Origin of the sequence: Bradyrhizobium sp. BRP19, assembly GCF_020194195.1 — a bacterium.
Taxonomy (GTDB): Bacteria; Pseudomonadota; Alphaproteobacteria; order Rhizobiales; family Xanthobacteraceae; genus Bradyrhizobium; species Bradyrhizobium yuanmingense.
In genome coordinates this window covers 65,155-87,347 of sequence record NZ_JADYVZ010000018.1, presented here as the reverse complement: position 1 = coordinate 87,347, position 22,193 = coordinate 65,155, and the positions used below count along the sequence as shown (strand labels likewise).

Genomic DNA, 22,193 nt, shown 5'->3' with positions numbered 1-22,193 from the left:
TCTCCCACGATGTCTTCCAAGCTGGCGATCAGCTACCAGCACGTCACCAAGCGCTTCGGCTCCCTTGCAGCCGTCGATAACGTGTCGCTCGACATCGCGGCGGGCGAGTTTGTGGCGATCGTCGGCGGCTCGGGCTCGGGCAAGACCACGCTGCTGCGGCTCGCCAACCGGCTGATCGAGGCCGATAGCGGCACCATCACCGTCGAAGGCGAGGACGTGCGGAATGTCGATCCGGTCGCGCTTCGGCGCCGGGTCGGCTACGTCTTCCAGAGCGGCGGGCTGTTTCCGCATCTGAGCGTCGCCGACAATATCGGCATCACGCCGAAGCTGCTCGGCGAGCCGGCTGCGGCCGTTGCAGGCCGCGTCGACGAGCTGCTGGAGCTCGTGCAGCTCGACCGCGCAACGCATCGCGACCGGCTGCCCGAGGCGCTCTCCGGCGGCGAGCGCCAGCGCGTCGGCGTGGCGCGGGCGCTCGCGGCAAGGCCCCGCATCGTGCTGATGGACGAGCCGTTCGGCGCGCTCGATCCCCTCACCCGCGATGCGCTCGGTGACGATTATCGCGCGCTGCACCGCAAGCTCGGCCTGACCACCGTGATGATCACCCATGACATGACCGAGGCGATCCTGCTCGCCGACCGCATCGCAGTGATGCGCGGGGGACGATTGCTCGCACAGGGTACGGCTGCGGAGCTCTCGAGCAGCAGCGACGATTACGTGCTCGAGCTGTTGCGTACCCCGCGGCGCCAGGTCGAGCGGCTGAATGCGTTGCTGCCGATGGGCGGTGCGGCATGAGCCTCTTCACCGATCCGCGCTGGGGCGAGGCGCTGTCGCATCTGCCGGACTACCTCGGCAACCATGTGCGGGTGAGCCTCGCCGCCCTCGCGCTTGGCCTCGCCGTGAGCCTGCCGCTGGCGATCCTGACGCGCAACCGTCCGGCGCCACGCGGCATCCTGCTCGCGTTGGCCAGCATCGTGCAGACCGTACCCGGGCTGGCGCTGCTCGCGCTGTTCTATCCGCTGCTGCTGCTGGCTGCTTCCGTCACGGTGGCTTGGTTCGGAATATCCTTCTCCGCGTTCGGCTTCCTGCCGGCGATGCTGGCACTGGCGCTCTATTCGATGCTGCCGGTGCTGCGCAACGGCATCACCGGCCTCAACGGCATCGATCCCGCGCTGATCGAGGCTGCCGAGGGCGTCGGCATGACCGCGCGGCAATCGCTGCTGATCGTCGAGCTGCCGCTCGCGCTACCGGTGATGATGGCGGGCATCCGCACCGCGGCGGTGTGGGTGATCGGCACCGCGACGCTGTCGACGCCGATCGGGCAGACCAGTCTCGGCAATTACATCTTTGCCGGCCTCCAGACCCAGAACTGGGTCTTCGTGCTGTTCGGCTGCGTGGCTTCCGCTCTCCTCGCGCTCGCAGTCGACCAGTTGCTTGGGCTAATCGAGAGCGGCCTGCGCCGCCGCAGCCGTGTGCGCAGCGGTCTCGGGGCGCTCGGAATCGCGGCGCTGGTTGCAGCAACGCTGGTGCCGACCATGGGGCGCTCGTCGTCAGGCTATATGGTTGGCGCCAAGACCTTCGCCGAGCAATATGTCCTGTCGGCATTGATGAGGGACCGCCTCGAGGCGGCGGGCCTCTCGGCGGCCGCACGCTCCGGCCTCGGCTCCAGTGTGATCTTCGGGGCGCTGAAGGCCGGCGACATCGATCTCTATGTCGACTATTCCGGCACGCTCTGGGCCAACCAGCTGCATCGCACCGACATCAAGCCGCGCGCAGAACTGGTGGCGGAATTGAAGACGGCGCTCGCCAAGGACGACATCACCCTGCTCGGCGAGCTCGGCTTCGAGAACGCCTATGCGCTGGTGATGCCAAGACGACGTGCCGATGCGCTCGGCATCCGAACCGTCGCCGATCTCGCCGCACATTCGGCCACGCTGTCGATTGCCGGCGACTACGAGTTCTTCTCGCGGCCCGAATGGGCTGCCCTGCAAAAGGCCTATGGGCTGCAGTTCCGCGCCCAGCGCCAGATGCAGCCGGACTTCATGTATGCGGCCGTTGCCAGCGGCGAGGTCGACGTCATCGCTGGCTACACCAGCGACGGCTTGATCGCCAAATACGAGCTCACAGCGCTCGACGATCCCAAACGCGCGATCCCGCCCTACGACGCCATCCTGCTGCTTGCGCCGAACCGCGCCGGTGACGCGCGACTGCAGGCGGCGCTCAAGCCATTGCTCGGCAAGATCGACATCGCCACCATGCGCGAGGCGAACCTGCGCGCCAGCGGCAATGATGCGAATTCATCACCGGATGCGGTGGCGAGGTGGCTGTGGGAGAAGGTGGGCGGGCGATAAGGTGAGACTTCGTAGGGTGGGCAAAGGCGCGTAAGCGCCGCGCCCAAGGTCTCTGCGTGTGAGAGGTGGTGGGCACGCTTCCGCCTTCGCTCTCCGAGCTACGGCGGACAAGTCGCTTTGCCCACCCTACGAATTTTCAGGATGACGGTAAGGGCTACAGCCCCCGGATCATCCCCGCATCGATCAGCAGCCGGTTCAGCCGCCGCGCTTCGGCGCCATCCTTGCAGCTGTAGAAGATGCCCTTGCAGCGGAGCATGATCTCCTTCTGCTCGGCAAAGGACGGGTCGAGCGGGATGCCGGCGGCTTCCTGAACCACCAGCGGCAGATAGGGACCGTCAATCGTGTCCATCACGGCCTGGCTTCCAACCGGCTCGAAATTGATGGCGTCGATGGCGTAATAGGTCGCGTAGAGGCGCGCATCGTAGGCGTCGAGCTTCTTGCCGATCGCGCCCTCGTCGAGCCCGGGCTCCAGGATAGCAGCCGCAAACTCCGGCTGATGATCGCCGTAGCGAACGATCAGGAATGGCTCGCCGGGAAAGGTCCTCTTCAAACCGGCAACGAACGCCTTGTACTGCTCTGCGCTCATGGTCTGGCGGCGCAGATATTCATCGATGGACGGCACATTGCCCGGCGCGCGCCAGTTCGGCAGCAGATCGGGACGGAAGCGGGTCTCCCAGGGGAAGTGGTTGGCACCGAGATAGATGAAGGCGAACAGCGGCTTGTTCGGCGGCTGCTGGCCGATCAGCTGAAGCGCCTTGTCGTAGAAGAAGCTGTCGGGCTCGACACCCTTGGCGCCCAGATCCTTGGAATCGAGGAAGCGCTCGATTCCCGTCGTCATCTGGAAGCTGCGCGCGCCCATGAAGCCGCCATGGGCGGGATAGAGCGACAGCGTGTCATAGCCGCAGCGGCGCAGCGCCAGCGGCAGGCCGCGCTCGACCCGGTTCGAGGCGATGCGGGTGACGAAATAGGCGAAGCGGCCGAATGAACGCGAGGAAAGCCCTGCGAGCACGTTATACTCGGTGAACCAGCTCGGCCCGCCATTGCTCTCGGCGAGGAACGTGCGCTGCTTGCCGTCCCACGATTTGAAATAGTCGCCATAGCGCGGCGGCACCTTGATGCCCTGGGCGGCGCGGATGTCGAAGCTCGATTCATCATGGATCATGATGATGTTGGGCCGGCGGCCAGCCGGGTGGCAGGCATCGACCAGCGGCATGTTGAGCCGCTCGCCGGTCGAAGCAGACGCCTCCATGAAGCCGTATTGCGCAAAATCGGAGACGGCCGTGACGCCCGAGCGGAAGAATTTCGAGAGATAGCCGTCGTCGTAATAGCCGCGCCAGGCCTCGTCCGGGTGATAGAGCGAATAGCAGACCAGGGCGGCAAGGCAGGCGAGCTTGCAGGCGAGCGCCGGCAGGCGGCGGATGCGGAACGGATCGAGCCACCACAGCGCATACATCAGCGGCAGCGTGACCAGACCGGCCAGGATCACCGACCAGCGTAAGTTCGGGAAGATCGTGAACAGGAACGCGACGGAGTCGCGGTCGATCATCATCAGGTCGATGAAGTTGACCGTCATCTGCACGACGTCGTGCTTGAGCCGCGACAGCAGCACCAGCACGACCACCATGGTCAGCGACAGCGCACCCGACAGCGCGGGGCGACGCAGCAGCGTGATCCAGAAGAAGTTGAGGATGCCCCAGGCCAGCGCGAAGGACAGGCGCGAGCCGAAATCGGTCTCGGTCTCGTACATCAGGGCGAGTGCCGCCAGATGCGGCGCTGCAACCGCGAGCAGCCGCCAGATGCCGAGCGCGGCGACGCTCGCCAGCACGGCCGTCGTGGCAGAAGGACCTGGATTGGGCGCGGACGCCATCGACGACACGCAACTTCTGGTCCGGCGCGGTGATGCCAAGCCTGGCTGGCCGACCCAAAAACAGCCAGGGCGTCCGGAGCAGCCGGAAGCCTGCACCGTGTCATAAAACTGTAACGGAATGATCAAGGAGAGGCAACGCGCGGCGCGGTCCGACCTTCGCTTAATGTTAGCGGGCTGCGCCGTACGGCATCGACCAGAGCCGCTGGCCCGCTAGGGCTTTGCGATACCTGCGATGAACAGGTCGATCACCCCCTCCGCCATCCGCTCGATCTCGCCCTCCCCGACGCCCCAGCGCGGGAAATGGCCGTCGAGATTCATCCGAGCGAAACCGTAGACGAGGGCGCGCCCGGCGACCTGGATACGCTTGAGGTCGGCCGACCGCAGCAGGCCTTGCTCTGCCGCGTCGACCAGCATCTGCTCCGTTAGCGCGATCAGCTCGGCGTTGTCTCGTGTCAGGTCCGGCGAGCTGCCATGGGCAAAATAGCGCCCGGTCGAGATGATCTCGAAATGCGCGGGATTGCGCATGGCCCAACGCAAATAGGCGAGACCGAAGGCGCGGAAGCGGGCGAGCGGGTCGGCGGCCGGAGCCTCGCGCAGCGCCGCATCGATCTCGGCGCGAAAGCGCCGCTGCGCCTCCTCGGCCGCGGCCGCCATGAGCGCATCGCGGTTGGGAAAGTGTCGGAACGGCGCCCCCGGCGACACCGCGGCCCGGCGCGCGGCCTCCCGCACCGAGACTTCGGCGCCTTCCGCTGCGAGTTGCAGCGCAGCATCGATCAACACGCGGCGGAGGTCGCCGTGATGGTACGGCCGGGCTTCGGTGGCAGGGCGGCGGGCGCGCGGCTTGGACGGCTGATGGACCGGCATGGATCTTTCTAGCCTCACCCGAACGTGAATGTAAGCAATGATTACACCGTTGACGGCGCCTTCAACGCCAAATGTAATCGATGATTACATAGAGAGGAGATCGCCATGTCCGAACGTCGAAGCTGGCTCGAAGGCTGGCGCCTGCTGGCCGTTCTCTGCGTGAGCCTCGTCGCACTCAGCCTATGGATCGCCTCGATGCGGCAGTTCGAGGTCGAGGGCGTTCGCACGGTGATCCGCTTCACGGCGCGAAGCTCGCTCCTGTTGTTCTGCCTCGCGTTCAGCGCCGCGGCGCTGGCGCGGCTGTGGCCCAATGCCTGGACGCGCTGGCAGAAGCGCAACCGCCGCTATCTGGGCCTTAGCTTCGCGGCCTCCCACGCCATCCACGCGGTGGCGATCATGACGTTTGCCGGGATGGATCCGGCCGGATTTGCCGAGGCCACCTCGGCAGCCTCCTACGTCTTCGGCGGCATCGGCTACGGCTTCATCATCGCAATGGGCGCGACATCGTTCGACCGCACCGCCGCACTGATCGGCCCGCGCGCCTGGCGGGCCCTGCACCTTGTGGGCGGCTATTACCTCTGGCTCCAGTTCATGGTCTCGTTCGGCAAGCGCGTGCCGACGATGCCGCTCTATGCCGCCTTCCTGCTTCCGCTGCTCATCGTGCTGGCGCTGCGCATGATTGCGATGGCCCGCGATCCGCGTGGGCAGACCGTCCCGGCGGGCTGATGCGACGCCGTATTTGGCAGGAGCCGAGCCGCTCAACTGCGCTTCAGGCCGCGGAAAGAATGAGAGAGCGATGTCTCGCCGAGACGAAAAGAGCGAGACCGCTGTTTGCGATCTCGCTCGACCATAGCCGCCAAGATCCAAGATTTGGCTTGGCGAGCGAAGCTTGAATTTCGCTCGTCATTCCGGGGCGCGCGCTGAGCGCGAACCCGGAATGACGGCGCAGACGTCAGTTCTTGCTCTTGTCGACCAGCGCGCCCTTCTTGATCCAGGGCATCATGTCGCGCAGCTTCGCGCCGACTTCCTCGATCGGGTGCGCGGCGAGCTTGGCACGGGTCGCCTTGAACGAGGTCTGGTTGACCTTGTTCTCGAGCATCCAGTCGCGGGCGAACTTGCCGCCCTGGATGTCGGCCAGAACCTTGCGCATCTCCTTCTTGGTCTCGTCGGTGATGATGCGCGGGCCGGTGACGTACTCGCCGTACTCGGCGGTGTTGGAGATCGAGTAGTTCATGTTGGCGATGCCGCCTTCATAGATCAGGTCGACGATCAGCTTCACTTCGTGCAGGCACTCGAAATAGGCCATCTCCGGCGCATAGCCGGCTTCGACCAGGGTCTCGTAGCCGCCCTTGATCAGCTCGACCAAGCCGCCGCAGAGCACCACCTGCTCGCCGAACAGGTCGGTCTCGCACTCTTCCTTGAACGTGGTCTCGATGATGCCGGCGCGGCCGCCGCCGATGGCGGAGGCGTAGGACAGGCCGAGGTCGTGGGCGTTGCCCGAGACGTCCTTCGCAATTGCGATCAGGCAGGGCACGCCGCCGCCGCGCTGATATTCCGAGCGCACGGTGTGGCCGGGGCCCTTCGGCGCGATCATCAGCACGTCGAGGTCGGCACGCGGATCGAGCAGGTTGAAGTGAACGTTGAGGCCGTGCGCGAACACCAGGGCAGCGCCCTTCTTCATGTTGTCGTGCAGGTGCTCGCGGTAGATGTCGCCCTGGAGCTCGTCCGGGGTCAGCATCATGACGAGGTCGGCCCATTTGGCAGCTTCCGCAACTTCCAGCACCTTGAAGCCGGCGGCTTCCGCCTTCTTCGCCGAAGCCGAACCCTTGCGCAGCGCAATGGCGACTTCCTTTACGCCGGAATCCTTCAGGTTGAGCGCATGGGCGTGACCCTGGCTGCCGTAGCCGACGATGGCGACCTTCTTGCCCTTGATCAGGTTCAGGTCGGCGTCGCGATCGTAATAAACACGCATAGGTCGTTTCCTCGTTCAGGGCCGAAATCGGCCAATGGTCAGTGTCCGAAGGGTGAAATTTGCGGATTTCGGGGGCTGTCTAGAGCATTTTCAGCCCTTAGGGAAACCCGTTTCTGCATGGAAATCCGCGACATCATGCATCCATGAAAACGGGGTAGAGGGAGGCCAGCAGCAGGATCGCCATCAGGATGTTGAAGGCGCGGACCAGCCGCTCGGAAGTCAGAACCGGCCGCAATGCGGTACCGAATAGCGCCCAGACCACCGTCGAGACCGTGCCGACGACGAGGCTGATCACGGTCTGAATGGCGATGTTGAGCGGGAATTGGGCGATCGCCGCATAGGCAGTGATGGTGCCGATCACGATCACCCAACCCTTGGCATTGATCCACTGGAACATGGCCGCGCCCCAGAAGGTCATGGGGCCGCGGCCATTCTCCTCGCCCGGCTTGGCCGGACCGGCCATGGCGATCACAGCGGCGAGATAGATCAGATAGGCGGCACCGGCATATTTCAGGATGGTCTGGAGGATCGGATAGGCCAGGAACACGGAGCCGAGCCCGAGGCCGACCGCGGCGACCATGAAGGCGAAACCGAGCACGATGCCGACGATGTGCGGGATGGTGCGCCGGAAGCCGTAGGTCAGGCCGGAGGACAGCAGCATGATGTTGTTCGGCCCGGGCGTGAAATACATCACGACCATGAAGACGAGGAAGGCGTAGAGCAGCGAGTAGGTCATCATCACCCTCACGCAGTCTTCGGTAGAACTTGCGGGCGCTTCGCCAGCACCATCACGGCGATCCCAAAGATCACGGTCAGCATGCCGGCGAGGCGCAGCGGCCCGAACCGTTCGCCGAACACGATGCTGGAGGCCGCCGAGCCCACGAACGGCACCAGCAGTGCGAACGGCACCACTTGTGCAGCCGGATAGTCGCGCAAGAGGCGGCCCCATAGCCAATAGGCGATGCTGGTGGAAATGCCGCCGAGCATCAGCATGCAGAGCGCCGATGTGAGCGACATGTGCGTCAGCGACGTCCAGGTCGGCGCCGGACCGTTGGCGATCAGCGCCAGCACGAACAGCGGCACGGCCGAGGCGAGACAGAGCCAGGCGAAGAGATCGAACATCGGCACGCCGCGGGCGCCGCGCAGCAACAGATTGCCGATGGCGAAGCTGAGCGGCGAGACCATCAGAACCGCGAAGGCGCCGACGCTGAAATCATAGCCGACGGTGCCGCAGATCATCAAAAGGCCCGCCGCGGCAACGACGATCCCCAGAGTCTGCACCGGCGTCGGCCGCTCACCGAACGCGAGCGCGGCAAAGCCGATCGTGAACAGCGCCTGGCTCTGCACCACGACGGAGGTCAAACCCACCGGCACGCCGTGGGCGATACCATAGGCCTGAGACAGGAACTGGCCGAGGAACAGCGTGAAGCTGATCGCGATCAGCAGTGACCAGGCGACCTTCGGCTTGGAAATGAACAGGCACGGCACCGCGGCGATGGTGAAGCGTAACGCCGTCATCAACTCCGGCGACAGCTCGTCGAGCGCGATCCGGCTCGCCACGAAGGCAAGCCCCCAGATGATCGCCACCATGACGGCGATGAGGATGTCGGCCGGCTTCATTGTTGTTTCCGGTTCTGCTTTGTCTCGCAGCCCTGTTTGTTGTTTTGGTCTAGCCTTGCTCGCCGGCTTTCGGTTTTCGCAGCAGATACGTGCCGTGCATCGGCGCGTGGTAGTCGGCCGCGACCAGGGTGAAGCCGACGTCGGTCAGCATCCGCTCCATCACCCAGCCGAAGGTGGAATATTCGTCGCGCATGTGGGTCACCACGCCCTCGCGGGAGAAATCGTGGTTCTTGATCTGGAAGTCGGCCCATTGCTCGACGTCACGCTCGATCGCGTCGGGCATCGATGAGTAAACGATGTCGCGGAGATAAAATGTCGCCCCGGGCTTGAGCGCGCGAAAAATCCGCGACATCGCCACCGCCTTCCAGAAATCCGGCAGGTGGTGCAGCGTGAACTCGCTGACGATGAGATCGTAGGATTCCGGCCGGTAGGCGAAGCTCAGCAGGCCGGCGGATTGGGTGCGCACAGGCGCCTTGCGGTCGCGGGCGTAGATCTCGGCGAGCGCCAGCATGGCCGGGGAAATGTCGATGGCGTCGACGTCGGCCCCCATCAACGCCGCTTCGGTGGCGAGCACGCCGTTGCCGCAGCCGATATCGGCGATGCGCCAGCCGCGCTGGACCCCGAGCATCTTCAGCGCGGCGCGCGCGCGCAGATCAGCATCGTCATGGTTGTCGTAGATCGAGGCCACAGCGGGCTCGATCCCCATCCGGTTCCGCTCGTTGTAGTACCAGTCGCGCGCCAACATGGCTCACATCCCTTCAGGCCCGCGACCTATCGCGGCAACACCCGTGCGCGACACCTCGACGAGGCCGAGCGGGCGCATCAGATCGATATATTGATTGATCTTGTCCGTATTGCCTGTGATCTCGAACACAAAGCTCTCGGTGGTGGCGTCGATCACACGGGCGCGGAACGCATCCGCCAGCCTGAGCGCCTCGACCCGATGCTCGCCCTGCCCGCGCACCTTGACCATCGCCAACTCGCGCTCGATCGAGCGCTTGGTCTGGGTCATGTCGACGACCTGGTACACCGGGATCATGCGGTCGAGCTGGTTCTTGATCTGCGCGATCACCATCGGCGTGCCCGTGGTGACGATGGTGATCCGCGACAGATGCTTCTGGGCCTCGGTCTCCGAGACCGTGAGGCTCTCGATGTTGTAGCCGCGCCCCGAGAACAGGCCGATGACGCGCGCGAGCACGCCCGGCTCGTTCTGCACGAGCACCGCAAGCGTATGCGTCTCGTTGGGATCGTGACGGTCCTCGATGAAATAGGCGGATGCGGGCTGGTTCATTGTCGTCCCCTCTTGTCTCTCCGTCACGCCGTCGCCGGCGCGTCCGTCCCGACCCAACGGCGGAACAGATCGAAATCGATATTGCCGCCGGACAGCACGAGACCGACGCGCTTGCCCTTCAGCTTGCTCTTTTCCTGCAGCGCCGCCGCCAGCGCGGCGGCGCCGGCGCCTTCGGCGAGATTGTGCGTGTCGGTCCAATAGGCGCGGATCGCGAGCGCGATCTCATCGTCCGTAACCTGGACGATGCGCGAGGCGCCCTTGCAAACAAGCGCAACAGCTTCCGCGTCCGGAAAGCGTGTCGCCACGCCATCGGCCAGCGTATCACTGGTCTCGGTCGTTACGACCTTGCCGGCCGCGAACGAAAGCGCATATGACGGCGCCTCGGTCGATTGCACACCGACGATCTCCGTCTTCAGGCCCAGCAAGTCGCGCACCAGGATGCAGGCGCTGATACCGGAGCCCTGCCCGATCGGAACGTAGAGCACGTCGAGATCGGGCACCGCGCGGAACAGTTCCAGTGCGTAGGTCGCCACCCCCAGCACGAGGTCAGGGTGGAACGACGGCACCATGTGCAGGCCTTCGAACTGCGCGCGGCGCCCGGCTTCTTCGCGCGCCAGCTGGAAATCGTCGCCGTGCTCGACCAGATCGGCGCCGAACGCGCGCATGGCATGGTTCTTCTCAACCGAATTGCCTTTTGGCACATAGATCACGGCGGGCACGCCGTGACGCCGCGCCGCGAAAGCAAGACTCTGGCCATGATTGCCGCGGGTGGCCGAGATGATGCCCGGCACGTTCGGCCGCTCTCGCTTCAGCCGATCGAGATAGACCAGGCCGCCACGCACCTTGAAGGCGCCGGTCGGCGTGTGGTTCTCGTGCTTGACCACGACCGCGGTGCCGAGCCGGCGGCTGAGCAACGGCCAAGCATGCGCCGGCGTCGCCGGCACCGCCTGCCCCACGATCGCATGTGCGCGCTCGAGTTCGTTCAGGTCGAACATGGCGTCACACCAACGCCTTGCCGCCGGCGAATGCCTTCGCAGTCGCCTCGTCGTTGGCCTGCTCCGGCAGCAGCATCTCGTTGTGGGCCTTGCCGGAGGGGATCATCGGGAAGCAGTTTTCGAGCGCCGCGACGCGGCAGTCGAACAGCACCGGGCGCTTGACCGAGATCATCTCCTTGATGGCGCCATCGAGATCGGCCGGCTTGTGCACCTGAAGCCCGACGGCGCCGTAGGCCTCCGCGAGCTTGACGAAATCCGGCAGCGCTTCGGAATAGGAATGCGACAACCGGTTGCCGTGCAACAGCTGCTGCCACTGGCGCACCATGCCCATGTACTGGTTGTTCAGGATGAAGATCTTGATCGGCAGCTCGTACTGAACCGCCGTCGACATCTCCTGCATCGTCATCTGCACCGAGGCATCGCCGGCAATGTCGATGACGAGGCTGTCGGGATGGGCCACCTGAACGCCGACCGCGGCCGGCAGGCCGTAGCCCATGGTGCCGAGACCGCCCGAGGTCATCCAGCGATGCGGCTCCTCGAAGCCGTAGAACTGCGCCGCCCACATCTGATGCTGGCCGACCTCGGTCGTGATGTAGGTATCCTTGCCGCGCGTCTGCTCGAACAAGGCCTGGATCGCGTGTTGCGGCAGGATGACGTCGCTGCTCTTCTTGTAATAGAGCGAGTTGCGGGCGCGCCATTGCGCAATCTGCTGCCACCACGACTTGATGTCGGGCTTCTTCGCCTCCGCCTTGAACACCTGGAGGATGTCGCCGAGGACGTTGCCGCAATCGCCGATGATCGGCACGTCGACGCGGATGTTCTTGTTGATCGAGGACGGATCGATGTCGATGTGGATCTTCTTCGAGCCGGGCGAAAACGCATCGACGCGGCCGGTGATGCGGTCGTCGAAGCGCGCGCCGACGCACAGCATGACGTCGCAATCATGCATGGTCATGTTGGCCTCATAGGTGCCGTGCATGCCGAGCATGCCGAGCCAGTTCTTGCCCGACGCCGGATAGGCGCCGAGGCCCATCAGCGTCGAGGTGATCGGGAAGCCGGTGACCTCAACCAGCTCGCGCAACAGCTGGGTCGCCTCGGAGCCGGAATTGATGACGCCGCCGCCGCTGTAGATCACGGGACGCTTGGCGTTCGCGAGCAGCGAGACCGCCTTGCGGATCTGCGTCGCATCGCCCTTCACGCGCGGCGCGTAAGAGCGGTGCACGTCGGACTTGCGCGGGGGATGGTAGGTGCCGGTGGCGAACTGCACGTCCTTGGGAACGTCGACCAGCACCGGGCCCGGACGGCCCGAGGTGGCGACGTAGAAGGCCTCATGCAGCACCTTGGCGAGATCGTTGACGTCGCGCACCAGCCAATTGTGCTTGGTGCAGGGACGCGTGATACCGACGGTGTCGCATTCCTGGAACGCGTCGTTGCCGATCAGATGCGTCGGCACCTGGCCGGAGATGCAGACCAGCGGGATCGAGTCCATCAGGGCATCCGTCAGCGGCGTCACCATGTTGGTGGCGCCGGGGCCGGAGGTCACCAGCGCAACGCCCGGCTTGCCGGTGGAACGCGCATAGCCCTCGGCGGCATGGCCCGCGCCCTGTTCGTGGCGGACCAGGATGTGCTGGACCTCGCTCTGCTGGAAGATCTCGTCATAAATCGGAAGCACCGCGCCGCCGGGATAGCCGAAAATGTCGGTCACGCCGTGATCGATGAGTGCGCGGACGATCATCGCGGCGCCGGTCATCTGGTTCGGATCGTGGCTCTTGTCGCTCATTGGCTTGCTCCGGATGCGCTGTTGTCAGCGGCTTCATTCGTGTCGGGTTCGGGAAATAAAAAAGGCCCCGAAGAGGGCCCATGCACACCGCCTGTCATGTGGATGGCAGCTAGCCACCCCCGGCGGTGTGCCTGGGTACGACGGCGATAAGGAGTTTGGTAATAATGTTACGCATGGCGGGCGCTCGGCTTCCCAAAGGTTGCGCGAAACATAGCGGCCAAACCTTGGATGTCAAGGCAATGCGGCCGTTCCCGCGCGATTTCGGCAGTGTAGCGGTGTTCCCCGGGTTCGGCGAGAGGTAAATTCGGGAACCCGGCACAAAAGCGCGTCAGTCGGTGCGCCGTTCCGCCGGCACGGCCGCGGCGAGCCATCCGCTCGCTTGCTCCGGCCTCACCCATTCGAAGTCCGGCAGCTGGTGCCGGAACCAGGTGAATTGCCGCTTGGCGTAATGGCGGGTATCGGCGCGGCCAATGCTGGCGGCCTCCTCCAGGCTGAGCTCGCCGCGCAGGTGCCGGATCAAGGATGGCACGCCATGAGCCTTCATGGCCGGCAGCAGCGGATCGAGATGCCTGGCGGCCAGCCGCTCGACCTCCTCGAGCGCGCCGGCGCCCAGCATGGCATCGAAACGGGCATCGATGCGGGCATAGAGCTCGTCACGTTCGGGCGCGAGGAAGACCGCGCGAAATCTGTCCTTGGGCAGCAGCGGTGGCTGTCCCTCCCGCTGCCAATCGAGCAGCGAACGGCCGGTTGCCTCGATCACCTCGAGCGCGCGCGCGATGCGGGTGCGGTCGCGCAGGTTCAATCGCTCGGCCGCGCGCGGATCGCGGCCTGCGAGTTCCGCGTGCAGCGCTTCGACCCCGTTCCGTTCCAGCCGCGCGCGCACATCCTCGCGCAGCTCGGCAGGGATCGGCGGCACCACGGAGAGACCTGTGGTCAGCGCCTTGAAATAGAGCCCGGTGCCGCCGATGAAGATCGGCAGCCGTCGCTGAGCCCTCGCCTCGTCGAGCGCCTTCGCCGCATCGCTTACCCAGGCACCGGCCGAGAAATTCACGGCGGCATCGACGTGGCCATAGAGCCGATGCGGCACGAGCGCCTCGTCCGCTGCGGTCGGCCGCGCCGTGATGATGCGGAGGTCACGATAGACCTGCATGGAATCGGCATTGATGACGACGCCGCCGGCGGCGCGCGCAAGCTCGAGCGCCAGCGCCGACTTGCCGCTGGCGGTCGGGCCTGCGATAAGCACGGCCTTGCTGGAATACCCCTCGCTCACGAAAACCTCAAATGTCCCTCGTCGCCACGCTGATCTGCAACCCTGACAATCCCGCGCTCGACTCGACCATCGTCGATGGCGCCCGCGCCGTGCTGCCGCAGGCGGCGCCCGCGCACTGGCTGTTCGACGGGGTTGCGGTCGACATCCCCTTCGGCGCGGACAGTAACCTCGAAGGCGACCGCAACGCCATCGAGCAGCGGCTCCGCGAGCTCCGCGGCGATTTGCCGATCGACATCGTCGTGCAGCCTGTTGGCTTCAGGCGCAAGAAGCTTTTTCTCGCCGACATGGATTCCACCATGATCGGCCAGGAATGCATCGACGAGCTCGCCGATTTCGTCGGGGTCAAGGCGCATGTCGCAGCCATCACCGAGCGTGCGATGCGCGGCGAGATCGAGTTCGAGCCCGCGCTGCGCGAGCGCGTCGCGCTGCTCAAGGACCTGCCCGCCAGCGCGGTCGACGAGGTCCTGGCCAAGCGCATTACGCTGACGCCGGGCGGCCGCGAGCTGGTCGCCACCATGCGCGCGAACGGTGCCTATACTTGCCTCGTCTCCGGCGGCTTTACATTGTTCACGCGCGCGGTCGCCGCCAAGATCGGTTTCCAGGAGAACCGCGCCAACGAGCTCGTCGTGCGCGACGGCAAGTTCACCGGCGAAGTGAAGGAGCCGATCCTGGGCCGCGCGGCGAAGCTCGCCACCTTGGTGGACCTGATGGAATCGTTCGATCTCGACGACATCGACTCGGTCGTGGTCGGCGACGGCGCCAACGACCTTGCGATGATCCAGGCCGCGGGTCTGGGTGTCGCCTATCACGCCAAGCCGGCGGTGGCTGCCGCCGCGGCCGCGCGGATCGATCACGGCGATCTCACTGCGCTGCTGTATGCGCAGGGGTATCGGCGGGACGAGTTCGTGGAGGGGTAAAGCCTCCCCTCTCTCTGTCATCGCCCGCGAAGGCGGGCGATCCAGTATTCCAGAGGCAGCGAAGCTAGAACCGAGAAGCCGCGGCGTACTGGATGCCCCGCCTTCGCGGGGCATGACAGTTGAATGTGGCGCGAACAGCGCCCACTACTGCACGCTCAGCGCGACGAACCGCAGCTCGCCCTCGCCGTTCGAGACCAGCAGCAGCACCGATTTCTTGCCGTCCTTCTTGAGCTGATCGACCCGCTTCTGGATGTCGGCGCCGCTCGACACCGCCTCCTGCGCCACCTCGACGATGACGTCGCCGGCGGACAGACGCTTCTCGGCGGCGTCCGAACTGGCGTCGACATTGGTGACGACCACGCCCTTGACGCTGTCCTTGATCTTGTAGCGCGTGCGCAGATCCTTGCTCAGCGTAGCAAGATCGAGGCCGAGCGCCTTCTGCGTCACCGGCTTCTCCGGCGCCGGCTCGTCGGTCCTCACCGCCGCCTGCACCTTTTCCGGATCCTGCAGGCGGCCGAGCGTGACCTTCTTGATCTCTTCCTGGCCCTTGCGGATGATGACGACGTCGACCTCCTTGCCGACCGCGGTGTCGGCGACGACGCGGGACAGGTCCTTCGGGTCCTTGACGTCCTTGCCGTCGAACTTGACGACGACGTCGCCGGGCTCGATGCCGGCGGGCTTGGCCGGGCCCTTGTCGTCGACACCGGCGACCAGCGCGCCCCGCGCAGGCTTGATGTTGAGGCTTTCGGCGATCTCGTCGGTGACGCTCTGGATGCGCACGCCCAGCCAGCCGCGGCGCAGCTCGCCGAACTGGCGGAGCTGGTCGACGACGCCCACCACCGTCTTCGACGGCACGGCGAAGCCGATGCCGATGGAGCCGCCGGACGGCGAGATGATCAGCGTGTTGACGCCGATGACGTCGCCGTCGAGATTGAACAGCGGGCCGCCGGAATTGCCGCGGTTGATGGATGCGTCGGTCTGGATGTAGCTGTCGTACGGCCCGGAGGAGATGTCACGGTTCTTGGCCGAGACGATGCCGGCAGTCACCGTGCCTCCCAGGCTGAAGGGATTGCCGATTGCGACCACCCAGTCGCCGAGGCGCAGCTTGTCGCTGTCGCCGAACTTGACCGCGACCAGCGGCTTCGTCGGCTTGATCCTGAGCACAGCGAGATCGGTCTTCTTGTCGACGCCGACCAGCTCGGCCTTGATCTTGGTGCCGTCGTTGAGGATGACGTGGATCTCGTCGGCGTCCGCAATGACGTGGTTGTTGGTGACGACGACGCCCGCGGTGTCGATGATGAAACCGCTTCCGAGCGAATTGGTCTTGCGCGGCGCGCTGTTCTCGCCGCCCTTGCTGCCGCCGCCGGGCCCTCGGCGGTTCTTGAAGAAATCGTCGAAGAACTCTTCGAAGGGTGAACCGGGCGGCAGCTGCGGCATCGAGTTGCTGCCCCCGCCCTTGGCTTCGACGTTCTGCGAGGTCGAGATGTTGACGACCGCGTCGATCACCTTCTCGGCGACGTCGGCGATGCCATCCGGTCCACGCGCATGGGCCGGCGCGCCGAACGCGCCGCAAGCACCGATGGCGAGCGCAACCAGCCCAAGTCGAACACCAAATCGCGCGCGGCGGCGCGAGCGGGACGGGGCAATGGTGGCAGCAGTCATTGTGATCTCCAGGCGAAAGGGATTCGGCGCCAGACTGCGCTCGAACGGGGGCGCGGCGCAAGCGCGGAGCTTAACGGGCCTCAAGAGCCCGATAATACGGCGAAAACCAGTCTGGCGCCTTCACTTTGGCGTTGGGCCGAAGGCCTAAATCGGGCGCCGCATAACCCAGATCAGGACCAGGCCGGCCACGGCCGAGCCGATCCCGACCGCCCGCAGGATGTTGTCCGGCGTGGCGATGGCGCTTTTCATGGCTTTGCGCATCCAGTTTGGACTGGCCGCGAACATCAAGCCTTCGAGGACGAACAGGATGCCTAGGCCGATGAGGAAGTCGGCGAACGCAATGGACCTCATCGGAATGGAACCTCCCGCTATGCTGTTCTTGTCTGGACGAAGGGCGGCGAAATCCGCCGCCCTTTGTCTGGCTTACGGCTTCGCCTGCGTCTCGGTTGGCGTCCTGCCGGACGGGCTACCGAAGTACCGGAAGAAATCCGACTCCGGCCGGAGCAGGAAGCGGGTATCGTTCGAACGCAGCCCGTTCTCATAGGCCGTCATCGACCGGTAGAACGCGAAGAAGTCGGCGTCCTTGCCGTAGGCTTCTGCAAACAGGCGGTTGCGTTCGGCATCGCCCGCACCACGGGTCTGCTCAGCCTGCGAATTGGCCTCAGCGATGATGACGGTCGCCTCGCGGTCGGCCCTGGACCTGATCTCCTGGGCCTTCTGCCCACCCTGTGCCCGGAACTCGGCGGCCTCGCGCTCACGCTCGGTCTTCATGCGCAGGTAGACCGCCTGGCTGTTCTGCTCCGGCAGGTCGGCGCGGCGGATCCGGACGTCGACGACCTGAATGCCGTAGCCATCGGCCTCGCGGTCGAGCTGGTCGCGAATGCGCAGCATCAGCTTCTCGCGGTCGTCGCGCACCACGTTGATGAAGGTCACCTCGCCGAGCACGCGGCGCAGCGCCGCGTTCAGGAGCGTGGTGAGCTGGATGTTGGCGGCCTGGATCGAGCCGACGCTCTGATAGAAGCGCAGTGCGTCCTTGATGCGGTAGCGCGCGAAGGCGTCGACCACGAGCCGCTTCTGGTCGGAGGCGATCGCCTCCTGCGACGGGTTCTCCAGATCGAGTATCCGCTTGTCGATGTTGATCACCGAGTTCCAGGGCGCCTTGAAGTGCAGGCCGGGCGCGGTGACGACGTCGACCGGCCTGCCGAACTGGAGCACGATCGTCTGCTCGGTCTGCTGCACGGTAAACAACGACATATAGCCGACGATCACGACGAACAGGAGGGCGAGCAGCGTGACAAAACCTGTGACCGGAGACTTCATCGGGTGCCTCCGCTCGACTGCGGACCGGTCGTAGGTGTCCGCTTTGGCGCCAGTTCGGGAAGCGGCAGATAGGGCACGACGCCCTGGCCCGAGGGGCCACCATCATAGACGAGCTTGTCAGCCCCGCCGAGCACGCGCTCCATCGTCTCCAGGTAGATCCGTTCACGCGTCACGTCGGGCGCCTTCTTGTATTCCTCGTAAACCTTCAGGAAGCGTGCACTCTGGCCCTTGGCCTCGGCGACAGCCTGTTCCCTGTAACCTTCGGCATCCTGCTGGATCTTGGCCGCGCGTCCACGCGCCTGGGGGACAACCTGGTTGGCATAGGTCTGCGCTTCGTTCTGCAGCTGCTCCTGATTGGCGCGGGCCGCCTGGACGTCGCGGAAGGCGTCGATCACCTGCGCGGGCGGATCGACCTTCTGCATCTGCACCTGGGTGATCTGAATGCCGGCACCATAGCTGTCCAAAGTCCTCTGGATCAGCTCGTGCACGTTCTGCTCTGTGACGTTGCGCGCTCCGGTCAGGATCGGCTGGATCTGAGACCGCCCGATCACCTCGCGCATCGCACTCTCGGCGACCGCCTTCACGGTACCCTCGGGGTTCTGGATGTTGAAGAGGAAATCACCGACACCGTCCGGCTTGATGCGCCAGAGCACGGTGAAATCGACGTCGACGATGTTCTCGTCGCCGGTCAGCATCAGGCTCTCTTCCGGCACGTCCCGGATGGAGCGGCCGCGCCGCGCCGGATCCTCGATCACCGTCATGCCGATCGAGGTGGTGTTGACGCGCAGCGCCTTCGGCAGCAGCACGGTCTCGATCGGATAAGGCAGATGATAGTTCAGACCCGGCTGCACGGTGCGGACGTGCTTGCCGAAACGCATCACCACGCCGAGCTCTTCGGACTGCACGCGGAAGAAGCCCGACAGCAGCCAGAATGCGACGATCAGCAGGATGATCAGCGTGATGCCGATGCCGGAGAAATAACCGCCCGGCATGATCTGCTGGAGGCGGTCCTGGCCGCGCCGCAGAAGGTCTTCCAGATCCGGCGGCCTCGGCCCGACCGGTTGCGGGCCTGAGCCCCACGGTCCCTTTGGACCCGAGCCCCACGGGCCACCGCCCTGATTCTTCCACGGCATTCGACGTTCTCCTCGGCAGGGTGGAATTGCCACCGCCCGCTTTGTCCGGTCCGGCTTTATAGGGGACAGGCAAGTCCCTTACAACGCAGCCCTGACCGTCTTCCGAGCTATGTTCGGGCACGAAAAAGTCAATGTAAACATTGGCAAAAGCGGTTAATGGCCGCGCCGCCGACGATATGTCACATAGGACAGGTCGGCGCTGTCGTCGGGGCCGGCCGGATGGCGGATGCGTTCGACCTCGTCCCATTCCGCCTTGTCGATTTCAAAATGCGTGTCCCCTTCTGGGCGCGCGTGCACTTCGGTGATCTCGAGACGATCGGCACGACCGAGCCATTGCCGGTAGATCTCGGCGCCGCCGATCACCGCGATCTCAGTGACCGAACGCCGCAGAGCGTCGCCGCGCGCGACTGCCTCCGCATCCGCTGGCGATGTCGTGACGATGGCCCCATTGGCGCGATAGGCCGGATCGCGCGTGACCACGATGTTGGTGCGGCCCGGCAGCGGCCGGCGCAGGGTCTCCAAGGTCTTGCGGCCCATGATCACAGGCTTGCCGATCGTCAGCGCCTTGAAGCGCGCCATATCGGACTTCAATCGCCACGGCATCGCATTGCCCGCGCCGATGACGCCATTCTCTGCGATGGCGACGACGAAGACGATCTCCATCAGGCAGAGCTCCCGGCAAGCTGGGTCAGCGCAGGCCCGGTGACCCGGCACAGCGTCCAGTCGTCCATCATGACCGCGCCGATCGATTTGTAGAACGCGATCGAGGGTGCGTTCCAGTCGAGGACCGCCCATTGCAGGCGCGACCAGCCGTTGTCGACGCATTCCCTGGCGAGATAGGCCAGCAGCGCCTTGCCGAGGCCCTTGCCCCGATGCGACGGCCGCACATAGAGATCTTCGAGATAGATGCCGTGACGGCCGCTGAAGGTGGAGAAATTGAGAAACCACACCGCGAAGCCGACCGGCTCACGGTTCCACTCCGCGATCGCGCAATAGAGCTGCGGCCTCTCGCCGAACAGCGCGTCGGCGATGTCAGCCTCGGTCGCTTCGACCTCGTGCGACAGCTTTTCGTACTCGGCGAGCTCGCGGATGAAGGAGAGAACGAGCCCGGCTTCGTCGGGCCGTGCACGGCGGATGGTGAGCGACATAGGGCGCTAGACCGCCACTTCCGCCTTGATGTGCGGATGCGGATCGTAGCCGACGAGCTCGAAGTCTTCGTAGCGGAAAGAGAAGATGTCCTTTACCTCAGGATTGATCCGCATCACCGGCAGCGCGCGCGGCGCGCGGCTGAGCTGCAGCCGCGCCTGCTCCAGATGGTTGGAATAGAGATGAGTGTCGCCGAGCGAGTGCACGAAGTCGCCGGGCTTCAGGCCTGTGACCTGCGCGACCATCATGGTGAGCAGCGCGTAAGAGGCGATGTTGAAGGGCACGCCGAGAAACACGTCGGCCGAGCGCTGATAGAGCTGGCAGGACAGCTTGCCGTTCGCGACATAGAACTGGAACAGCAGGTGGCAGGGCGGCAGCGCCATCTTCTCGACGTCGGCCGGATTCCAGGCGGTGACGATCAGGCGGCGGGAATCAGGCGTGCGCTTGATCATGTCGATGACATTGGCGATCTGGTCGATGCTGCGTCCGTCGGCCGTGGGCCAGGAGCGCCATTGATGGCCGTAGACCGGGCCGAGATCGCCATTGGTGTCCGCCCACTCGTCCCAGATGGTGACGCCGTTGTCGCGCAGATATTTGATGTTGGTGTCGCCCTTCAGGAACCAGAGAAGTTCATGCACGATCGCCTTCAGCGGCAGCCGCTTGGTCGTCAGCATCGGGAAGCCGGCCGACAAATTGAAGCGCATCTGATGGCCGAACACCGAGAGCGTGCCGGTGCCGGTCCGGTCGGTCTTCTCGGCGCCGTCGGAAAGAATCCGCTCGAGCAGGTCCTGATACTGGTGCATGTTGCGACTGAGCCTTTGGGGAGGCGGCGAACTTAACGACACCCCCCGCGCTACGACAGCGGCGATTCGCTGTCGCCGTCGATTATACCCGGAAAAGTGAGTGTTCCCGGCACAAACAGCAAGGGGCGGAACTCAGCGTTCCGCCCCTCGCCTAGCGCCTTGATCGCCTTCGCTTAATTCGCCGGCTTGAGCACCGGGCTCCACTTCGCGATCTCGCTCTTGACGAGGGTCGCCAGCGCCTCCTGGGTTCGGTCCTTCGGCGCGGGGATGACGCTGCCGAGCTCGAGCAGGCGCTTCTTCACCGTCTCGTCGTCGAGCGCCTTGACGGCGGCGGCGTTCACGCTTGCCACGATCGCGGGCGAGGTTCCCTTGGGCGCGAACATCGCGTTCCAGGCCTGAGCCTGGAATGCCGGCAGGCCGGCTTCCGCCGTGGTCGGCACGTTCGGCAGCGACGGGTTTCGTTCGGCCGTGGCGATCGCATAGGCCTTGATGGTGCCGGCATTGATCTGCGGGACGGCGTTGACGATCTGGTCGCACATGTAGTCGACCTGACCCGCCACCAGCGCGTTCATCGCAGGTCCCGTGCCGTTGAACGGCACGCCGACGGGCTTGATGTCGAGGATGGAGTGGAGGAGTTCGCACGAGACGTGCGAAACCGAACCGACGCCTGCATGCGCGGCATTCACCTTCTCGGCATTCGCCTTCACATAGGTGACGAACTCCTTGAGATCCTTCGGCGGAAAGTCCTTGCGCGCCAGGATCAGGATCGGCGTGCCGGCCAGCAATGCGATCGGCTCGAAGTCCTTCTCGGGGTGATAGGCCAGCTTCGGATAGAGCGGCACGGAGGCGGCATGCGTGCCCATATGCCCGGTGATCAGCGTATAGCCATCGTTGGCCGCACGCGCGGCACGCGTCGTGGCGGTGGTGCCGCCGGCACCGACCACGTTCTCGATGATGATGCTCTGCCCCAGCGTTTGCGCCATGTGCCCGGTGACGATGCGTGAGATCACGTCAGTCGGCCCGCCGGCTGCGAACGGGACGATCACGGTAATGTTGCGCGTCGGATAGGTCTGCGCCTCAGCCGTTGCGATGAAGGCGCCCAGCGATGCTATCGCTGCTGCACATGCGCCTGTAAGCGCGCGAATGAACGTCATGGCGATCCTCCCTTTGGACACAATAAAAAAAATGCCGGCCCAAAGGCCGGC

General features: G+C 65.0%; 22 protein-coding genes. 4 read left to right on the top strand and 18 right to left on the bottom strand.

Going from position 1 to position 22,193, the window contains the following annotated elements:
• Positions 1–9: 9 nt before the first annotated feature.
• Positions 10–792 (top strand): ABC transporter ATP-binding protein, encoded by a 783-nt coding sequence (locus I6F36_RS32825; RefSeq protein ID WP_036037481.1) that lies wholly within the window; start codon positions 10–12, stop codon positions 790–792.
• A complete protein-coding gene (locus I6F36_RS32820) occupies positions 789–2,348 on the top strand; it encodes an ABC transporter permease/substrate-binding protein (RefSeq protein ID WP_225172894.1) in 1,560 nt (519 codons plus the stop codon). Before I6F36_RS32825 ends, I6F36_RS32820 begins: the two co-directional genes overlap by 4 nt.
• Positions 2,349–2,502: 154 nt before the next feature.
• Here I6F36_RS32820 and I6F36_RS32815 read toward each other — a convergent pair whose 3' ends face one another.
• Both I6F36_RS32815 and I6F36_RS32810 read right to left on the bottom strand, forming a co-directional pair.
• Positions 2,503–4,215, bottom strand: a complete 1,713-nt coding sequence (locus I6F36_RS32815; protein ID WP_225172893.1) for a sulfatase-like hydrolase/transferase — start codon at positions 4,213–4,215, stop codon at positions 2,503–2,505.
• 210 nt (positions 4,216–4,425) lie between these two features.
• A complete protein-coding gene (locus I6F36_RS32810; RefSeq protein ID WP_036025007.1) occupies positions 4,426–5,079 on the bottom strand; it encodes a TetR/AcrR family transcriptional regulator in 654 nt (217 codons plus the stop codon).
• A 105-nt stretch (positions 5,080–5,184) separates the two neighbouring features.
• Between I6F36_RS32810 and I6F36_RS32805 the strand changes: the two genes are divergently transcribed.
• Positions 5,185–5,805, top strand: a complete 621-nt coding sequence (locus tag I6F36_RS32805; protein WP_225172892.1) for a hypothetical protein — start codon at positions 5,185–5,187, stop codon at positions 5,803–5,805.
• Positions 5,806–6,031: 226 nt separating this feature from the next.
• Here I6F36_RS32805 and ilvC read toward each other — a convergent pair whose 3' ends face one another.
• The 8 genes from ilvC to miaA form a co-directional block, all read right to left on the bottom strand.
• Entirely contained in the window at positions 6,032–7,051 is a 1,020-nt protein-coding gene (gene ilvC / locus I6F36_RS32800) for a ketol-acid reductoisomerase (protein ID WP_027577255.1), read from the bottom strand.
• A gap of 133 nt (positions 7,052–7,184) precedes the next feature.
• A complete protein-coding gene (locus I6F36_RS32795) occupies positions 7,185–7,787 on the bottom strand; it encodes a LysE family translocator (protein ID WP_036006650.1) in 603 nt (200 codons plus the stop codon).
• A gap of 8 nt (positions 7,788–7,795) precedes the next feature.
• A complete protein-coding gene (locus I6F36_RS32790) occupies positions 7,796–8,671 on the bottom strand; it encodes an EamA family transporter (RefSeq protein WP_225137977.1) in 876 nt (291 codons plus the stop codon).
• A gap of 49 nt (positions 8,672–8,720) precedes the next feature.
• Complete coding sequence (locus tag I6F36_RS32785; protein WP_036006616.1) at positions 8,721–9,416, bottom strand: class I SAM-dependent methyltransferase; 696 nt, start codon at positions 9,414–9,416, stop codon at positions 8,721–8,723.
• Between the two features lie 3 nt (positions 9,417–9,419).
• Positions 9,420–9,962: an acetolactate synthase small subunit gene (gene ilvN / locus I6F36_RS32780; RefSeq protein WP_018640841.1), complete on the bottom strand. Its 543-nt coding sequence runs from the start codon at positions 9,960–9,962 to the stop codon at positions 9,420–9,422.
• Between the two features lie 23 nt (positions 9,963–9,985).
• Positions 9,986–10,957, bottom strand: coding sequence for a threonine dehydratase (locus I6F36_RS32775; RefSeq protein WP_109144926.1), 972 nt, complete (start codon positions 10,955–10,957; stop codon positions 9,986–9,988).
• A 4-nt stretch (positions 10,958–10,961) separates the two neighbouring features.
• The gene (locus tag I6F36_RS32770; protein ID WP_057026351.1) at positions 10,962–12,737 is read right to left on the bottom strand and encodes an acetolactate synthase 3 large subunit; all 1,776 of its coding nucleotides are present in this window, start codon (positions 12,735–12,737) and stop codon (positions 10,962–10,964) included.
• Positions 12,738–13,065: 328 nt separating this feature from the next.
• On the bottom strand, positions 13,066–14,007 hold the full coding sequence (gene miaA / locus I6F36_RS32765) for a tRNA (adenosine(37)-N6)-dimethylallyltransferase MiaA (RefSeq protein ID WP_225114698.1): 942 nt from the start codon (positions 14,005–14,007) through the stop codon (positions 13,066–13,068).
• An 11-nt stretch (positions 14,008–14,018) separates the two neighbouring features.
• Between miaA and serB the strand changes: the two genes are divergently transcribed.
• Complete coding sequence (gene serB, locus I6F36_RS32760; RefSeq protein WP_225114697.1) at positions 14,019–14,924, top strand: phosphoserine phosphatase SerB; 906 nt, start codon at positions 14,019–14,021, stop codon at positions 14,922–14,924.
• Between the two features lie 144 nt (positions 14,925–15,068).
• Here serB and I6F36_RS32755 read toward each other — a convergent pair whose 3' ends face one another.
• From I6F36_RS32755 to I6F36_RS32720, 8 genes are all read right to left on the bottom strand, one after another.
• Positions 15,069–16,586 (bottom strand): Do family serine endopeptidase, encoded by a 1,518-nt coding sequence (locus I6F36_RS32755; RefSeq protein WP_225172891.1) that lies wholly within the window; start codon positions 16,584–16,586, stop codon positions 15,069–15,071.
• Positions 16,587–16,730: 144 nt separating this feature from the next.
• The gene (locus I6F36_RS32750; protein WP_025038031.1) at positions 16,731–16,937 is read right to left on the bottom strand and encodes a DUF2065 domain-containing protein; all 207 of its coding nucleotides are present in this window, start codon (positions 16,935–16,937) and stop codon (positions 16,731–16,733) included.
• A gap of 72 nt (positions 16,938–17,009) precedes the next feature.
• Positions 17,010–17,906 (bottom strand): protease modulator HflC, encoded by an 897-nt coding sequence (gene hflC / locus I6F36_RS32745; protein WP_036024983.1) that lies wholly within the window; start codon positions 17,904–17,906, stop codon positions 17,010–17,012.
• Positions 17,903–19,039, bottom strand: a complete 1,137-nt coding sequence (hflK, locus tag I6F36_RS32740; protein WP_036024980.1) for an FtsH protease activity modulator HflK — start codon at positions 19,037–19,039, stop codon at positions 17,903–17,905. Before hflK ends, hflC begins: the two co-directional genes overlap by 4 nt.
• Before the next feature lie 153 nt (positions 19,040–19,192).
• The gene (locus I6F36_RS32735; protein WP_225172890.1) at positions 19,193–19,702 is read right to left on the bottom strand and encodes a dihydrofolate reductase; all 510 of its coding nucleotides are present in this window, start codon (positions 19,700–19,702) and stop codon (positions 19,193–19,195) included.
• Positions 19,702–20,187 carry a GNAT family N-acetyltransferase gene (locus tag I6F36_RS32730; protein WP_225172889.1) on the bottom strand — a complete coding sequence of 162 codons (486 nt, stop codon included), beginning with the start codon at positions 20,185–20,187 and terminating at the stop codon, positions 19,702–19,704. Before I6F36_RS32730 ends, I6F36_RS32735 begins: the two co-directional genes overlap by 1 nt.
• 6 nt (positions 20,188–20,193) lie before the next feature.
• Positions 20,194–20,988, bottom strand: coding sequence for a thymidylate synthase (locus I6F36_RS32725; RefSeq protein WP_212376310.1), 795 nt, complete (start codon positions 20,986–20,988; stop codon positions 20,194–20,196).
• 173 nt (positions 20,989–21,161) lie between these two features.
• The gene (locus tag I6F36_RS32720) at positions 21,162–22,142 is read right to left on the bottom strand and encodes a tripartite tricarboxylate transporter substrate binding protein BugD (protein ID WP_036006574.1); all 981 of its coding nucleotides are present in this window, start codon (positions 22,140–22,142) and stop codon (positions 21,162–21,164) included.
• Between the last annotated feature and the right edge of the window lie 51 nt (positions 22,143–22,193).

Excerpts from the sequence above, each read along its gene's own strand:
- I6F36_RS32825 (WP_036037481.1), top strand. The coding sequence starts at position 10 with ATGTCTTCCAAGCTGGCGATCAGCTACCAGCACGTCACCAAGCGCTTC.
- I6F36_RS32820 (WP_225172894.1), top strand. The coding sequence starts at position 789 with ATGAGCCTCTTCACCGATCCGCGCTGGGGCGAGGCGCTGTCGCATCTG.
- I6F36_RS32815 (WP_225172893.1), bottom strand. The coding sequence starts at position 4,215 with ATGGCGTCCGCGCCCAATCCAGGTCCTTCTGCCACGACGGCCGTGCTG.
- I6F36_RS32810 (WP_036025007.1), bottom strand. The coding sequence starts at position 5,079 with ATGCCGGTCCATCAGCCGTCCAAGCCGCGCGCCCGCCGCCCTGCCACC.
- I6F36_RS32805 (WP_225172892.1), top strand. The coding sequence starts at position 5,185 with ATGTCCGAACGTCGAAGCTGGCTCGAAGGCTGGCGCCTGCTGGCCGTT.
- ilvC (WP_027577255.1), bottom strand. The coding sequence starts at position 7,051 with ATGCGTGTTTATTACGATCGCGACGCCGACCTGAACCTGATCAAGGGC.
- I6F36_RS32795 (WP_036006650.1), bottom strand. The coding sequence starts at position 7,787 with ATGACCTACTCGCTGCTCTACGCCTTCCTCGTCTTCATGGTCGTGATG.
- I6F36_RS32790 (WP_225137977.1), bottom strand. The coding sequence starts at position 8,671 with ATGAAGCCGGCCGACATCCTCATCGCCGTCATGGTGGCGATCATCTGG.
- I6F36_RS32785 (WP_036006616.1), bottom strand. The coding sequence starts at position 9,416 with ATGTTGGCGCGCGACTGGTACTACAACGAGCGGAACCGGATGGGGATC.
- ilvN (WP_018640841.1), bottom strand. The coding sequence starts at position 9,962 with ATGAACCAGCCCGCATCCGCCTATTTCATCGAGGACCGTCACGATCCC.
- I6F36_RS32775 (WP_109144926.1), bottom strand. The coding sequence starts at position 10,957 with ATGTTCGACCTGAACGAACTCGAGCGCGCACATGCGATCGTGGGGCAG.
- I6F36_RS32770 (WP_057026351.1), bottom strand. The coding sequence starts at position 12,737 with ATGAGCGACAAGAGCCACGATCCGAACCAGATGACCGGCGCCGCGATG.
- serB (WP_225114697.1), top strand. The coding sequence starts at position 14,019 with ATGTCCCTCGTCGCCACGCTGATCTGCAACCCTGACAATCCCGCGCTC.
- I6F36_RS32755 (WP_225172891.1), bottom strand. The coding sequence starts at position 16,586 with ATGACTGCTGCCACCATTGCCCCGTCCCGCTCGCGCCGCCGCGCGCGA.
- I6F36_RS32750 (WP_025038031.1), bottom strand. The coding sequence starts at position 16,937 with ATGAGGTCCATTGCGTTCGCCGACTTCCTCATCGGCCTAGGCATCCTG.
- hflC (WP_036024983.1), bottom strand. The coding sequence starts at position 17,906 with ATGAAGTCTCCGGTCACAGGTTTTGTCACGCTGCTCGCCCTCCTGTTC.
- hflK (WP_036024980.1), bottom strand. The coding sequence starts at position 19,039 with ATGCCGTGGAAGAATCAGGGCGGTGGCCCGTGGGGCTCGGGTCCAAAG.
- I6F36_RS32735 (WP_225172890.1), bottom strand. The coding sequence starts at position 19,702 with ATGGAGATCGTCTTCGTCGTCGCCATCGCAGAGAATGGCGTCATCGGC.
- I6F36_RS32730 (WP_225172889.1), bottom strand. The coding sequence starts at position 20,187 with ATGTCGCTCACCATCCGCCGTGCACGGCCCGACGAAGCCGGGCTCGTT.
- I6F36_RS32725 (WP_212376310.1), bottom strand. The coding sequence starts at position 20,988 with ATGCACCAGTATCAGGACCTGCTCGAGCGGATTCTTTCCGACGGCGCC.
- I6F36_RS32720 (WP_036006574.1), bottom strand. The coding sequence starts at position 22,142 with ATGACGTTCATTCGCGCGCTTACAGGCGCATGTGCAGCAGCGATAGCA.